This window comes from Rossellomorea sp. FM04394, assembly GCF_041889765.1.
In the GTDB taxonomy this organism is placed as follows: domain Bacteria; phylum Bacillota; class Bacilli; order Bacillales; family Bacillaceae_B; genus Rossellomorea; species Rossellomorea aquimaris_B.
The window spans coordinates 2,884,503-2,899,469 of the sequence record NZ_CP168654.1 but is presented as its reverse complement, the minus strand read 5'-3'; the positions used below and the strand labels follow the sequence as shown (position 1 = coordinate 2,899,469).

General features: G+C 39.9%; 16 protein-coding genes and 1 tRNA gene. 11 read left to right on the top strand and 6 right to left on the bottom strand.

Going from position 1 to position 14,967, the window contains the following annotated elements; all coding sequences use genetic code 11:
- Positions 1-72: 72 nt before the first annotated feature.
- Both ACCB35_RS14705 and ACCB35_RS14700 read left to right on the top strand, forming a co-directional pair.
- Positions 73-252: a hypothetical protein gene (locus ACCB35_RS14705; RefSeq protein WP_374054302.1), complete on the top strand. Its 180-nt coding sequence runs from the start codon at positions 73-75 to the stop codon at positions 250-252.
- A 129-nt stretch (positions 253-381) separates the two neighbouring features.
- Positions 382-1,905, top strand: coding sequence for a rhomboid family intramembrane serine protease (locus tag ACCB35_RS14700; RefSeq protein ID WP_374054301.1), 1,524 nt, complete (start codon positions 382-384; stop codon positions 1,903-1,905).
- On the opposite strand, the gene ACCB35_RS14695 is transcribed toward ACCB35_RS14700, so the two are convergent.
- A complete protein-coding gene (locus ACCB35_RS14695; protein WP_374054300.1) occupies positions 1,902-2,780 on the bottom strand; it encodes a hypothetical protein in 879 nt (292 codons plus the stop codon). The genes ACCB35_RS14700 and ACCB35_RS14695 overlap by 4 nt on opposite strands.
- Positions 2,781-2,920: 140 nt before the next feature.
- On the opposite strand from ACCB35_RS14695, the gene ACCB35_RS14690 reads away from it, so the two are divergent.
- The 7 genes from ACCB35_RS14690 (at position 2,921) to ACCB35_RS14660 (ending at position 11,105) form a co-directional block, all read left to right on the top strand.
- Positions 2,921-4,381, top strand: a complete 1,461-nt coding sequence (locus ACCB35_RS14690) for a spore germination protein (protein ID WP_044339660.1) — start codon at positions 2,921-2,923, stop codon at positions 4,379-4,381.
- A 152-nt stretch (positions 4,382-4,533) separates the two neighbouring features.
- On the top strand, positions 4,534-4,740 hold the full coding sequence (locus ACCB35_RS14685) for a YqgQ family protein (protein ID WP_044339661.1): 207 nt from the start codon (positions 4,534-4,536) through the stop codon (positions 4,738-4,740).
- A gap of 5 nt (positions 4,741-4,745) precedes the next feature.
- On the top strand, positions 4,746-5,714 hold the full coding sequence (locus ACCB35_RS14680; RefSeq protein WP_374054299.1) for an ROK family glucokinase: 969 nt from the start codon (positions 4,746-4,748) through the stop codon (positions 5,712-5,714).
- A gap of 373 nt (positions 5,715-6,087) precedes the next feature.
- Positions 6,088-7,956 (top strand): LTA synthase family protein, encoded by a 1,869-nt coding sequence (locus ACCB35_RS14675; RefSeq protein ID WP_374054298.1) that lies wholly within the window; start codon positions 6,088-6,090, stop codon positions 7,954-7,956.
- Positions 7,957-8,057: 101 nt separating this feature from the next.
- On the top strand, positions 8,058-9,251 hold the full coding sequence (locus ACCB35_RS14670; protein WP_374054297.1) for a M14 family metallopeptidase: 1,194 nt from the start codon (positions 8,058-8,060) through the stop codon (positions 9,249-9,251).
- 430 nt (positions 9,252-9,681) lie between these two features.
- Entirely contained in the window at positions 9,682-10,791 is a 1,110-nt protein-coding gene (locus ACCB35_RS14665; RefSeq protein ID WP_374054296.1) for a hypothetical protein, read from the top strand.
- Positions 10,791-11,105: an MTH1187 family thiamine-binding protein gene (locus tag ACCB35_RS14660; RefSeq protein ID WP_044339666.1), complete on the top strand. Its 315-nt coding sequence runs from the start codon at positions 10,791-10,793 to the stop codon at positions 11,103-11,105. The genes ACCB35_RS14665 and ACCB35_RS14660 overlap by 1 nt, the downstream gene beginning before the upstream one ends.
- Before the next feature lie 54 nt (positions 11,106-11,159).
- Here the strand turns inward: ACCB35_RS14660 and ACCB35_RS14655 are convergent, their stop codons facing one another.
- Positions 11,160-11,513 carry a helix-turn-helix domain-containing protein gene (locus ACCB35_RS14655; protein ID WP_044339667.1) on the bottom strand — a complete coding sequence of 118 codons (354 nt, stop codon included), beginning with the start codon at positions 11,511-11,513 and terminating at the stop codon, positions 11,160-11,162.
- Positions 11,514-11,754: 241 nt separating this feature from the next.
- The gene (locus ACCB35_RS14650) at positions 11,755-11,928 is read right to left on the bottom strand and encodes a DUF2759 domain-containing protein (RefSeq protein WP_044339668.1); all 174 of its coding nucleotides are present in this window, start codon (positions 11,926-11,928) and stop codon (positions 11,755-11,757) included.
- Between the two features lie 205 nt (positions 11,929-12,133).
- Between ACCB35_RS14650 and ACCB35_RS14645 the strand changes: the two genes are divergently transcribed.
- Positions 12,134-12,769, top strand: coding sequence for an MBL fold metallo-hydrolase (locus ACCB35_RS14645; RefSeq protein ID WP_374054295.1), 636 nt, complete (start codon positions 12,134-12,136; stop codon positions 12,767-12,769).
- A 46-nt stretch (positions 12,770-12,815) separates the two neighbouring features.
- Here ACCB35_RS14645 and ACCB35_RS14640 read toward each other — a convergent pair whose 3' ends face one another.
- Positions 12,816-13,061 (bottom strand): DUF2626 domain-containing protein, encoded by a 246-nt coding sequence (locus ACCB35_RS14640; protein ID WP_032087678.1) that lies wholly within the window; start codon positions 13,059-13,061, stop codon positions 12,816-12,818.
- 81 nt (positions 13,062-13,142) lie between these two features.
- Positions 13,143-13,841, bottom strand: coding sequence for a helix-turn-helix transcriptional regulator (locus ACCB35_RS14635; RefSeq protein ID WP_374054294.1), 699 nt, complete (start codon positions 13,839-13,841; stop codon positions 13,143-13,145).
- A gap of 219 nt (positions 13,842-14,060) precedes the next feature.
- Here ACCB35_RS14635 and ACCB35_RS14630 point away from each other — a divergent pair, with 219 nt between their 5' ends.
- Positions 14,061-14,441: a Spx/MgsR family RNA polymerase-binding regulatory protein gene (locus ACCB35_RS14630; protein ID WP_374054293.1), complete on the top strand. Its 381-nt coding sequence runs from the start codon at positions 14,061-14,063 to the stop codon at positions 14,439-14,441.
- A gap of 354 nt (positions 14,442-14,795) precedes the next feature.
- Here the strand turns inward: ACCB35_RS14630 and ACCB35_RS14625 are convergent.
- Positions 14,796-14,867: transfer RNA gene (locus ACCB35_RS14625), tRNA-Gln, on the bottom strand.
- Positions 14,868-14,967 lie beyond the last annotated feature (100 nt).

The window sequence follows — 14,967 nt, the reverse complement described above, 5'->3', positions numbered from 1 at the left end:
AATATCGCTTCCTTATAATTTAGTGGGATAAGCTTCTGGATAATGACCAAACTACTATCAGGAGGGATCGTCATGAACGGATGGACAAAATGGTTAGTGCTGGGCGGTTTGATTCTTTTACTGATTCCGAACCGATACCGATTGTTAAATGTACTTCTCGGGAACTTTCTCATTAGAAAATTTGCAGTGAAAGCGGCGATGGGGGTACCAGGTATTCGGTCAAAATTTATTCAAGGTGCATTTAGAGGATGAAATGAGTGGAAATGACTGTAGAGTGGGTGTGAAAACCTCTCTTACAGTCTTTTTTGTTTTACAGTGTAAGAAAGGGTTCGGTATAGTAGGGATAGACAAGGATCTTTTAAAAAGAAAGTAGTGGATGATGTGGATTTACGATATCATTATTTGTTTTGGAAGATAGCTCACTATTTGGTTGAATTTAAACAATATCGAATTCTTAATCTCTCTCCTAATCAAGATGAAATCTGGCTGGAAAACACCGGGGTAAAAGAAGCAAACGTCATTCGAATGGTCCTTAAAGATTTAGATTGGGGAAACTGGGTCAAGCGGGATATGGAATTGACCTCCGTGAATGGAGAAAAAATCAGGAAGTCCCTGGGTAAAAGGCATCTTCAAGTGAAGAATATATATGTCTCCACTTTTCCACCGGTAGATTCAGGTCCTGATTTATTCCAGGAACCAGTGAACAACCAAAAGACGACCATTCAGCCTCTCCTTCTTCATGGTGATCAGAGTGTAGACACTCTTATGAATGATCCTTTTTTTAGTGAAGTGGATTGGGATCTCCCAAACGAAGTACTGGATGCCAATGTAGAATGGATAAAAAGCATGACCATGACTGCTTCTTCCAAACAGATACAAAAGGAAAGACAGCTGTTTGAAAAAGGAAAGCCGTTCTTTACCTATTTCTTCATTGCACTCCAATTGATCATGTTCTTTATTCTCGAACTGAATGGTGGAAGCAAGGATCCGCAAACACTGATTGAGTTCGGAGCTAAGTACAATCCCCTCATGATTGAAGGGGAATGGTGGCGACTCGTAACCCCGATCTTTCTACATATAGGAATACTGCATTTATTAATGAACACACTCGCCTTATTTTATCTGGGTACTGCAGTGGAGAAAATGTTCGGACGAATCCGATTTATCTTCATTTATATGATATCGGGAATCACGGGATCTCTAGCCAGCTTCCTTTTTACATCCAATCTTTCTGCAGGAGCAAGTGGTGCAATCTTTGGCTGTTTCGGTGCGCTGCTGTACTTTGGTGTATTATATCCGAAAATCTTCTTCAGAACGATGGGCACTAATATCATTGCGGTTATTCTATTAAATTTAGTCCTTGGCTTTACGATCCCGGGAATTGATAATGCAGGCCATATCGGTGGGTTAATAGGGGGGTTTCTCGCAGCAGGAATTGTCAGCTTGCCTAATGCTCTCCGTCCCCTCCGTCAATTACTGTTTCTGGCGGGAAGTATTGTACTTATTGGAGTACTTATGTCCAGGGGAATTGGTACAGATCCAACCTCTTGGGACGTTGACACAGTGAATGGTGTGGCTCAAGAAAAGATTTCAAATCAACAGTGGGAGGAAGCTGAAAAAATTCTTCTCCCTGTAGTTGAGGATGGATCACCAAATGCTCAGACATTTTTCTACCTATCATATGCTGAAATCAAGCTGAACAAATTAGCACCGGCGAAGAATCATTTGAAAGCTGCGATTGATGAGAATGGACAATTTCATGAAGCTCACTACAATCTTGCGTTAATTCTGATTGATTCTGGTGAAAGGAAGGAAGCTCTTGTTCATGCAAAAAAAGCCTATGAATTAAATAGGCAGGATGATAATTATGAAAAACTTTATAAAGAATTACAGGAGAACATTTAAAAGGAAATTTGTTGTTTAAGTAAAGAAGCTTCTCCGTTTTTATCAATCAGTAACACGAGAACTTCTTTTCGATCATTCTTCACTAATATAAGTGGGATGGCACTGTCTATTGACTCAATGACAGAGCCGTCCTCTTTTTTTATTCCTAAATAATAGTTTTTATAGAGTCCTTCCCATAGGTTTCCGATTAGACGATCCCATTCTCCCTGAGTGAACCCCTCTAAAGGCTGATTTTCTAATTGGGGAAGTCGGGTTAATGGAAAGAATGTATACTCTTCAATAGGGATTTCTAAGGAAGTAATCGCCTTTTCCCACAGGTAGTCGAGCTGCTGCGTGGTCACTTTGTCCAAAATGTTCTTCCATTCTTTTTCTGCATCCGTACCCGGCTCCCGGAAGGCATTTAGCGAGCTGAAATTTGAATCAATCACATACAAGGCATCTTCAGACATTTTCTGTGCGCTAGTAAACTCTGATTCGGTTTCGTGAATTTCAGAATAATGGAATGAAACAGCTTGAAGCAGGCTGCTTTCTTTGCCCTTTATGGTTGATTCCTCCACAATTTGATCCGTGTTTTGTTCCCACTCATTCATGAGTCCCTTCAACCTGCCGTTCATAAATAAAAAGCCGACATCCTGACGCAAATAGGCCGGTGTATCCAGCTTTGAAGACACCTTCCAGTTTACCTCATAATGATCATTTTTCTTTTCGGGTTGAAGCATCAGAATAGTAGTGGCAGATTCATAGGAAACATTTTCATTTATCGGGAAAAAAATAATACTTTCTTCTGTTTGGGGTTTGTAAATAAATTGTATCCCAAGAGCAACGATGCACATGATGACAAGAAAGGGCATGGCTTCTTTTAGTCTTTGTCTCATTAGGTTCACTCCAATAGTATGTCCATTTGTAAATAGTATGAAGAGCAGGATATCAATATGATAGGATGTATGTTTTCTAGCTTCTTTGACTAGGATGGTAAAGATGGAAATTCATGTAAAGGTATTGGGAGTGAAGGCTAATGACAAATCAAAAGAAAAAGCCTGTCTCTACTCAGATTGAAGAAAACACCAATTATCTAAGGGATACCTTAGCTGTAGACAAAAGCTTTGATGTCATTCAATTGGATCTGGAGTATGCAGAGAGAAAAATGGCGATGTTTTTAGTGGATGGCTTTGTTAAAGATGATATTATGCATTATCTAATGAAGCTCTTATCGGGACTTAGTCCTGAACAATTAGAAGAAGATACTTTAGAAAAATTATTGAAGACTTACATTCCCTACATAGAGATAGAGCAAGTGGATGATCTGAACCAAGTGATCGATCTGGTATTGGCAGGTCCGACAGCCCTTGTGGTGGATGGCATTGATAAGGTAATTATGATTGATGCAAGAACGTATCCTGTCAGAGGTCCACAGGAACCGGATATTGAACGGGTAGTGAGAGGGTCAAGAGATGGATATGTAGAAACGATTGTGTTTAACACTGCGCTAACTAGAAGGAGAGTTCGTGACCCTTCACTTCGAATGGAATATATGCAAGTAGGAAGAAGATCCAAAACGGATATTGTCGTCAGTTATATTGAAGACATTGCCGATCCGCATTTAGTCCATAAAATCAAAGATGCTCTTTCGAAGATTGACACAGATGGCCTTCCCATGGGGGAGAAGACACTGGAGGAGTTTATTGCTGGCCGACACTGGAATCCGTACCCTATGGTACGGTATACAGAAAGGCCGGATACAGCAGCCGCACATTTATATGAAGGTCACGTCATCATTATGGTCGACGGTTCACCGAGTGTGTTGATTACCCCGACAACTTTTTGGCATCATCTACAACATGCTGAAGAATATAGAAACAAGCCGTCTGTAGGAGCTTACCTTCGTTTTGTGAGGTTTATCGCTGTCTGGAGCTCGATTTTCTTATTGCCTCTTTATTATTTATTTGCGATCCAACCTGATCTATTACCGGAATCAATGAGGTATGTGGGTCCCGATGAGGTGGGAGAAGTTCCTTTATTTCTTCAATTTCTAATTATTGAAGTCGGGATCGATATTCTGCGGATGGCTGCCATTCATACCCCTTCTTCGTTAGCGACTGCCCTGGGTCTAGTGGCGGCCTTAATGATTGGACAAGTGGCGGTGGAAGTGGGGCTCTTAATTAATGAAGTCATTCTTTACCTCGCTATTGCAGCAATCGGTACCTTTTCAACACCAAGCTATGAGATGAGCTTAGCAAACCGGTTAGTCAGGATTTTCTTATTGATCTGTACTGCATTATTCGGTGTGTATGGATTTGTTGTGGGTATACTGTTGTGGATTATTATGCTTTCAAGAATGAAATCCTTTGATATTCCGTATATGTGGCCATTTATTCCGTTTAATTTAAGAGCATTTCGGGACGTATTCCTGCGTTCGCCTATGCCCTTAAAAAACAGACGACCACGATTCCTGCACCCGAAAGATCCAGATCGTTAAACTAAGTTAAAGAGACTTACTTATTGGATATTCCATTAAGTGGGTCTTTTTTTCTTTGGTTGCTTAGATAGGATATTTGATAGCTGCATATTGAGAAGATGGGGATTTTCACTTATACTTTAAGGTGAATGATAGAAAGCAGGGTGTATGTTATGAAAACGATTTATGATATCCAACAGTTACTAAAAAGTTATGGGACCATTATATATGTTGGGCATCGTCTTTCTGACCTGCAACTAATGGAAGGCGAACTAATAGAACTTTATCAATCCCAGCTGATCGACACGCGGGATTTTCAAACAGCTTTGTTTTTGTTGCGGCATGAAATACAAATTGAAAAAGAAAAACAGGACAGGTGATAAAGATGACAGAAAAGTGGTTGGTCGGTGTAGATTTAGGAGGGACGACGACAAAAATCGCGTTCTTGAGTAAATACGGTGAACTCTTACATAAATGGGAAATCCCTACTGATAAATCCGAGAATGGGAAAAATATCATTGTTGATATTGCCAAAGCGATTGATAAGAAGCTGGAACAATTAGATCAGTCCAAAGATAAACTTGTCGGGATCGGGATGGGTGCACCGGGACCGGTCGATATGGCAAAAGGCATTATTTACGAAGCGGTTAATTTAGGCTGGGATAAGAATACGCCATTAAAGGACTTACTTGAAATGGAAACAGGTTTATCAGCCGTTATCGATAATGATGCAAATTGCGCAGCATTGGGTGAAATGTGGAAAGGTGCAGGAGACGGTGCGAAGGATATCGTTTGTGTCACTCTTGGAACCGGTGTTGGCGGTGGAGTCATAACCAATGGGGATGTCGTGCATGGTGTGAAAGGTGCAGGTGGTGAAATCGGGCATATTACCGTTGTTCCAGAAGGGGGATTCCAATGTAACTGTGGAAAGACAGGTTGTTTGGAAACGGTTGCTTCTGCGACAGGAGTCGTTCGACTCGCAAATGAAAAACTGGATGGGGCAACGAAAGCGTCTGTACTTCGCGAGATCAGGGAGTCCCATGGTATAGTCAGTGCAAAGGATATCTTTGATGCAGCCAGAGAACATGATGAACTTGCTCTTGAAGTCATCGATCAATTAGCCTTCTTCCTAGGGTTATCCCTGGCGAATTTAGGAAATGCACTTAACCCGGAAAAGATTGTCATCGGTGGAGGGGTTTCCAAAGCGGGTGATATATTATTAAATCCGGTTGTGAAATATTTCGAACAGTTCTCATTCCCAACCGTCCGTACTTCAACCAATCTGAGTATCGCTACCCTTGGAAATGATGCGGGTGTGATTGGAGCAGCCTGGTTAGTAAAGAATAAAATCTGATGGGGATATGATGTATCAATGGATATTCATTCCGGAAGAAAAGAGCTTTCCTGAAAAGGAGGGTTCTTTTTTCTGTCATTCTAGTAACTGGAGCGGGTAGTCTATAAGACATAGGGACATTAGAACCGTTTTGAAGAAATATAGTTATTTTGAAACTTTTAACGGTTTCAATCGTCTAATAGTATGGGTAAGAGAATAAGACTTAAATATTAATTGTACACGTACAATATGAAATGGAGTTTGACGTTTTGTAAAAAAAGTATTAAGATATTTCAAGACTGTGTTTTAGGAATTACCTTATTTTACCAATAAAAAAATATAACATGAATGTGTTACATACGAAGGAACCGTTTGTAGCAAGGAGGTTGATTAAATGAAATTGAAAAAGACACCAAAGGCTTCTCTAATTATCATCGCTGCATTGCTTCTTTGGGTTAAAACGTATATTGTCTATAAAACTAGTTTTGATATAAAGATAGAGAGTACACTCCAAGAACTTATTCTCTTCATCAACCCACTAAGTTTCTTACTATTTATCTTCGGAGTAGGGTTACTTCTTAAGAAAGATAAGTCTCGCACCAGATATATTATCGCTGCCAGCTTCGTCCTTTCGTTTATCCTATACGGAAACGTTGTTTTCTATCGATTTTTTGATGACTTCCTGACACTCCCTGTCCTATTTCAAACCAGCAATTTTTCTGATTTAGGTACGAGTGCCAGCGCGATTATGAGCTGGAAGGATTTATTTTATTTCACAGATGTCATTGTATTAATTCTCTTCATTAAATTAAAGCCAACATGGTTTTCTATACAAAACTACAGCCGGGCTAATCGACGTGCGTATTTCCTGGTTGCAACCGCACTGGTTTTCTTTAATCTGGGATTAGCGGAATCAGAAAGACCACAGCTTCTCACCAGAACGTTCGATCGTGAAATGTTAGTAAAGAATATCGGAACATATAATTACCATGTGTATGATATTTTCTTGCAATCCAAGTCCTCCGCTCAACGAGCAATGGCTGACGGCAGTGAATTAGCGGATATTGATAACTATGTCCGTGCAAGTTACATCGAGCCTGATAAAGAAATGTTCGGGGTTGCAAAGGATAAGAACTTAATCATTGTATCACTCGAGTCCCTTCAGAACTTTGTCATTAATAGCGAAGTGAACGGTCAGGAAATTACCCCTTTCCTTAATGAGTTTATTGGTGAAAGCTACTACTTTGATAATTTCTATCATCAAACCCAGCAAGGGAAAACGTCTGACTCAGAATTTTTACTCGATAATTCCCTTTACCCATTGAACAGGGGGGCAGTATTCTTCACTCATTCTGGAAATGAGTTTGAATCCATGACAGAAAAGCTTGGTGAAAATGGATACTATACAACTGCTATGCATGCTAACAATAAAAGCTTCTGGAATCGTGACATTATGTATGATTCCTTAGGATACGAACGTTTTTATTCTTTACCCGACTATGAGGTAACGGAAGAGAATTCTGTTAACTGGGGTATGAAGGATATTCCGTTTTTTGAGCAATCTGTTGAGCATATGAAAGAGATGCCTCAACCGTTCAGTACGAAGATGATTACATTAACGAACCATTATCCATTCACATTAGATGAAGAAGATAAGCTGATCGATCCTTACACATCCAAAGATGGCACGGTCAATCGTTACTTCCAAACTGTTCGTTACATGGATGAAGCTGTGAAGAACTTCATTACCGACTTGAAGGAATCAGGATTATATGAAAACTCCGTTATCGTGATGTACGGAGATCACTATGGTATTTCTGAAAACCATAATAAGGCCATGAGCCAATATTTAGGTAAAGAGGTAACGCCATTTGTAAGCACACAGCTTCAACAGGTCCCAATGATCATTCACATTCCTGGACAAGAAGGTAAGACCATTTCTAAAGTTTCCGGGCAAATCGACCTGAAACCAACCGTTTTGCACCTTTTAGGTATCGACACGAAGAATGACATACAGTTCGGTTCGGATATCTTCTCCAGTCAGCATGAAGACCTTGCCATTCTGCGTGATGGTCGTTTCATCACTGAGGAATATGTTTTTGCCGGTGAAAAGTGCTGGAATAAGGAAACAGAAGAAACAACGGACATGAAATACTGTGAACCATATAAAGAGCGTGTGGATGAAGAGTTAGGATACTCCGATAAGATTATCAATGGAGACCTCCTTCGCTTTTACGGTGAAACCGAAAATAAAGAAGAATAAGTTAGACAGAGCTTGCGAAGAGATTCGCAAGCTTTTTTTGTCATGAATTATAGAACCTTTCATACATGTAAGTAAGGACGTATGAATGGGGAGGTTCCTTCATGAAAGTGAAAGTTCGCAGTGGTGATTCCTTTTGGTACTACAGCCAGCTGTTTTATATTCCAATCCAATTAATCATTGATTCGAACCCTTCTGTTGATCCGAATGGATTGAAGATAGGTACAGAGATAGAACTCCCTGGATTTAGAAAAGAAAGCTACTCAATTAAAAGAGGAGATTCATTCTGGACCCTTTCCCAGCAGCGGAATATAGGAGTAGACGCCTTGCTCCTTTTGAACGAAGGAGTGAATCCTAACAGTTTGCAAATAGGTTCAAGTATTTTTCTGCCGTCAAGAGTCGTTTCCCCGATAGTAAACGGGAAACAAGCCTATAGTCCAGAAGCGCTTGATGATGACGTGAAGAAACTAAAAGAGGTCTATCCATTCATCAAATTAAACTCAGTAGGAGAAAGTGTACTGGGGAAAGACCTCATTGAAATGAGAGTGGGCACCGGAAAGAAAAAAGTTCACATAAATGCGTCGTTTCATGCGAATGAATGGATTACCACCTCCATCTTGATGACGTTCATTAATGACTATTTACTATCGTTAACAAATGGAAACCTCATGAGAGGAATTCAGACCCTTCCCTTATATGGAATGGTGACCATTTCGTTTGTACCTATGGTTAACCCGGATGGAGTGGATCTCGTTTTGAACGGACCACCTGACGATAGAAGACAAGAATTAATTGAAATCAATCGTGGAAGTACAGATTTTACGGGGTGGAAAGCAAATATAAGAGGAGTGGACCTGAATAACCAATTTCCTGCAAAATGGGAGGTGGAGAAAGAAAGAAAGGAAGAAAAATCACCAGCTCCGAGAGATTTCCCAGGATATAAGCCTCTTTCAGAACCTGAAACAATCGCTATGGCCAAACTGGCTCAACAAGAGAATTTTGACCGTCTGTTAGCCCTCCACACCCAGGGGAAAGAATTCTATTGGGGATACGAGGGCTTGGAACCGCCGGAAGCTGTCAATCTGGCAGCAGATTTTAACAGAGTGAGCGGGTATGAATCTGTCAGATATATAGATAGCTACGCCGGTTACAAGGATTGGTTTATTAAAGAATTCAAGAAAGCGGGCTTTACCATAGAGTTAGGAAAAGGAATAAACCCCTTGCCTCTATCACAATTCACCGAAATCTACCAAGATATGCTCGGGATCTTCCTTGTATCGATTTATCGATGGTACTAACTAAAGCGGAGGCGGCTCGTTCAGCCCCGACAAGCATAAGATGAATTGGCCGGGAAGGCGCCCTATGCCTTCTTGGCCAATTTAACTTATGACCTCGAGGGGCTAGCCAATGGAGCTGGATGAAACAAAAGCGGAGGCGGCTCGTTCAGCCCCGACAGGACTTTATGAAATTCGACTTATCGTAAAAAATGACTCGAAAAATCTTTTGTCAGGTTCCATAAATAACTATTGTAGAAAGTTAAAATCAGGAGTAAAATAAATCATCATCCTATTTAGAGAATAACCGATTGTGGTGACCCGAATGGTGTGCGAGTGAACATCAGGTCATCACTTTTTTGAATTATTGTAATGTTTTTTTAATGATCTTGAAACATTTTCTTTTTTAAAACGTACTAATTAATATGGAATAAATTGAGGGAGGGAGAAGTGTATGATCAATAACAAAAAGGTAAGTGTTTTGATATGGTTTTTGTTGAGTATTCTTTGGTTGTCAGCTTGTCAATCTGAAGAAACTCAAACTTCTCCCCCCGAGAAAGAGAAGTTTGAAAAGAAAGAGATGGTTGCAGAAGGTCTTACCTCCGACATTTTTGTAGAAAACATCGGCTGGCTTTCAGATTCGGAAATTCTAACCGTTCAAAATGAGGATAGTAATACCTCGTTCTATATTTATAATCTTTACGATGGAAGCAAGATGAAAATTTATGAGATTCCTTCTTCATATGTGAGCGCAAGCATTTCACCAGATAAGGAAAAAATACTTATCCATTCAGCTCCCGAATCTTATTCAGCGCAAGTGACTATTATTGGCAGGGATGGAGAAGTGCTGTTTCAAGAGGATGTCCCGTCTTATGAATTGACTCACTCATGGAACAAGTTTGATGCCAATACTTTGTTAATGACCAGTTTTAGTGAAGATTGGAGCTTTCAAGTCTTTCAAATTGATGTAGAAAAAGGGATAATGGAACCTCTTGATGTTGAACAGCCATTTGTACAGTGGCAATCTGACTCTTCCGTTCTTTTTCAAGATTGGAATACGGAAGAAGTCAGCGTTTCAGCGCCCCTCGTATCCCAAAATATTCTCGACGGGGGGAAAGACACGTTAGTGGATTCCAGTGTCCACTTTAATCAGTTCAAAGATTCTCTATTATCTATCTCTTCCCGGGAAGAAGAGGGACCGTTTACGTATCAATTCATCACCTCAAGTGGAGAGATACAGACAGAATTCACAGTAGATCTCTTGAGCCGTTACTCTGATTGGTTAATCCCTTATTATGATATGATAGATGGGAAGGGTCATATGATTACATTCAAGGCAAATGAACCAGGCTCTTTTGATACCTACACTGGAACATTCTCATTGGTGAAGTGGGACACGGTTTCGGGAAAAGAAACCGTTTTGTTTGAGGACCTGCCTTTAGAGCCAATCCAATGTACTCCAAATGGAGAAATTTGTTTATATGGAAATCAACTTGAGAAAGTAATCGATTTGACGACCACAAACATCATTCAACTATTGAAAGAAGAAGGAGCAGATATGTAATGGCAATCGTAGATGTTACAGTTATACCAATCGGAACGGAATCTCCAAGTGTTAGTTCTTATGTAGCGGATCTACATAGAATTCTTAAAGGGTATGAGGAAGAAGGGAAAATACGTTTTCAACTTACTCCAATGAATACGATCATAGAGGGAGAACTTCCTGTTTTGTTTCAGGTCATTCAAGACATTCATGAATCACCTTTCAAACAGGGGATCAAAAGGGTAGCAACCAACATAAGAATTGATGATCGTCGGGATAAGAAAACGACTATGGAAGGGAAGTTATCTTCTGTTCAGAGTAAATTAGATCACTAAGAGCAAAAAAGGGTGGGTATCCTTTGCAGATACTCACCCTTATATCTTTTGAAATCATACTTCTTCACTTTCGACCAACACTTCGCTTTTGTCAGGATAGGTTTTCTCTATATGCTGTTCCCCCCATGCACACAGCATATCCAGAGGTCCTTTTAAAGACCAGCCGTATTCTGTTAATTCATATTCTACTTTGGGGGGGACTTGGTTATAAATAATTCTGTTGATTACCCCATCTGCTTCCAGTTCCCTTAACTGTTGAGTCAACATTTTCTGAGTGATTCCAGGCATTAATTTCTTCAATTCACTCGTTCTTCGCTTGCTTTTAATCAAATGACAGAGAATCACGACTTTCCACTTGCCTCCGATGACTTCTAAGGAAGCTTCCACGGGTATATTGTATTTTTTCATTACGAAACCTCCAATCCCTTACATGTAAAATGATGCGATCGCTTTACAAATAGAATGGGCTACTCGATTGGCTATTATCCTAATCGGCACTATGATAATTTTCTTTTCTATTATAACGTACCTATTATAAAGGTCCATAGGGTACTTTTTGGTGCCTACATTACCGTAGAGTACCCTGAATGATAGTAAAAAGCCTCCCGTTACATGACGGGAGGCTTTTTACTATCATTCAGTTGTTTGATTAATGACCACCTGGGTAACCAGAGTGAAGGACAGTCATAATTGTAAACCAACCAAAAACACCCAATGTTGCCAATGAGAAAAGAATTCCCATAGCGTTCTTGTTTTTGAAAGTGCTTACTACTGAAAATAACGCTAATAATGTAACCAATGCTGTAATAATTACAAGACCCATTTATATGACCCCTTTCATTAAAATGCGTTTTACTACTGCGCTTAATGATCATATGTACATAAATGCACTCATTAACATTTTATATTTTTTTCCTCTGTTTGTCGAGGTCGAAAATTTGAAACTTCTATGGCGGGTCTACCTGCCAAATTTTTATGATGCCATAAGTTCTGCTACAATAATAGTATCACAATTGGAGGTGGAACCGTTGAAGTGGAAACAAATTCCTTTAGGACCTTTACAAACGAACTGCTATATCCTTTGGAACACAAAAAACGAATGCTTAGTCATCGATCCAGGCGGAGAAGGGGAGAAGTTGATTCAATGGTTGGAGAGTCAATCGTTAACTCCGTTAGCCATTCTCCTTACTCACGCTCATTTTGATCATATTGGAGCGGTTGATCACGTACGGGAAAACTATAGAATTCCGGTATATGTTCACGAGAAAGAAGCTCAGTGGTTACTGGATCCTGCATTAAATGGATCGCAATTGTTCATGATGGGTGAACTGATTCGACTGAAGCCTGCTGACTACATACTGACAACTGAAAAAAAACTGTCGATTGGTGATTTTGAGCTGCAATTATTCGAAACGCCTGGTCATTCGCCTGGTAGTATCTCTTATTATGTACAAGAAAGTGAAATCGTATTAGCAGGAGATACGTTATTTATGGGCAGTATCGGGCGATCCGACTTGCCTGGTGGAAATCATAAGGAGCTGCTTGCAAGTATTCATGACAAGTTGTTAACCTTGCCAGAGACTACGACGGTTCTACCGGGCCACGGTCCGGAAACATCTATTGAAGGTGAAATGGACTCAAATCCATTTTTAAATGGATTTTAAGTTACACAAAAAAATTCCCTTTAGCCATAAGCTAAAGGGAATTTTTTTAGTGTCCTCCTGCACCCGGAGTCATCATAAAGGTCGTCCAATAAGTAAATCCAGCAAAGAACACTGTTAAGTAAGCACCGAAAATGTAAATATACATACGTTCGGACAGTTTTAAATAGCTTAGCATAATGAAGAATCCTGTTTGGCCTAAAAAGATTAATGATGTCGTGGTCATATCACCAAGATAGAACATTACAGCAAAAATACCAGTCCAAAATCCAAGAACTCTGTACATACGATCCATATGTAACCCTCCTTTGCACCCTAAGTCCATCATTCAATATTATAAATGAATACTACCATAAAAGTAAATATCCGTTTGCTTTTAGTTTGTGACGATTACGTGATATCTACACGTGGAACAGTCATTTAATATATTTTCCTCTTGTTTAAATTCTTCCACAGAGTATAGAGCTTCAAACATCCCTTTTAATAAGGCGTTGTGTAAACCGCATATGTACAAGGGTTCCAACTGAGCAATTTCATTAAAAGGGCAATGATCATAGTGGAAATTGATTTGATTTGTATCACTAATTGACTCATCTAAAGAAAAACCGATTGATGCAGCAATCTCCGATAAAATATGTAACTTTTCGGCTTGTGATAATTCAAGCAGGGATAAGTCATGACTCTGGAGGTAGGGTTTCACCAGGCTTTTACCATACTCATAACCCACTTCCACCAGAACATTAAAACCTTCTTCCCCAAGCTTAGCTAATGAGGCAACGGAGAGATCGCTAAGTAAACGGAAGTCACGGGGAGGAAACGATAATTGCACGATTTCTTCAGAAGGAATATATCGTTTTCCTGGCCTGCCGCCTTTGCCTGTCTTTACATATTCTGATTGCAATACTCGAATCTCTTCAAGCTTCGATAGATGTAATCGAGCAACATTCGGATGAATCTGGAACTCTTCGGCGATATCTTGAACCGATACCTTTTGTTTTCTCTCACTAATGTATAAGTAAATGGAATACCTGGTAGGGTCTGAAAGTGCACTTGTAACCTTCAATGTCATATCCATCCAAAAAAACACCTCATTTTTTGTTGGTTTTAACTCCATTATAAATATCAAGGAAAAGAATGGATATACCAGTAAAGCCTATTATAGCTTGATTTGTCGAGTGTTTTAAAAAAGTTCACAAATTTCCAAGGGATATTACTGTACAAAAGTTATACAACTAATATACAATATGTTTAACAAATTATAAACAAGCAAGTTTAATTTTAGGAGGTCATGAAAGTGAATAACCTGACATTTTTTACTTATCCAAGCTGTACCTCTTGCCGAAAAGCCAAAAAATGGTTAACTGCACATTCCGTTGATTTCGATGAAAGACATCTATTCAGAGAGACGCCTACACATAAAGAACTGATTGAGCTTCTAACCCTAACAACCGATGGACTGGATGAAATATTGGCTACAAGAAGCCAAACCTTTAAAGACTTGGGGAAAGACGTAAACGATTTACCTTTATCGGAAGTGATCAAATTAATTATTGATGAACCAAAACTTCTCCGCAGACCCTTGTTAACAGACGGTAAAAAGCTGGTGGTCGGATACAATCCAGAGGGATTACAAAGCCTTGCGAATAAGAACAGATCGTTGAAGAAAAGTAGTTGAATATAACATGAATAATAGGTTGGATTGAAAAAGGCGGGCACTTTATGAAAAGTGCCCGCCTTTTTCAATATGATTGTGGGGCTGAACGAGCCGCCTCCGCTTTTAGATTGTCCAGCTCCGGCGGCTAGCCCCTCGAGGTCACAACTGAAAAATCCCATAAGGCAAAGAACGCCTTTTGGGATTTCCCAGTTGTGCTTGTCGGGCCTGAACGAGCCGCCTCCGCTTTTAGATTGTCCAGCTCCGGCGGCTAGCCCCTCGAGGTCACAACTGAAAAATCCCATAAGGCAAAGAACGCCTTTTGGGATTTCCCAGTTGTGCTTGTCGGGCCTGAGCAAGCCGCCTCCGCTTTTCTAACTGGGCTAGCTGGATTCGAACCAACGCATGTCGCAGTCAAAGTGCGATGCCTTACCGCTTGGCTATAGCCCATTGAATGTTGTTACAAGATATAGTATGACTAGATTAAAAAGTTCTATGCAAACTTTTTTGAAATAAAAGAAGGATTTTGTAAATTGATGTCGTATATCTT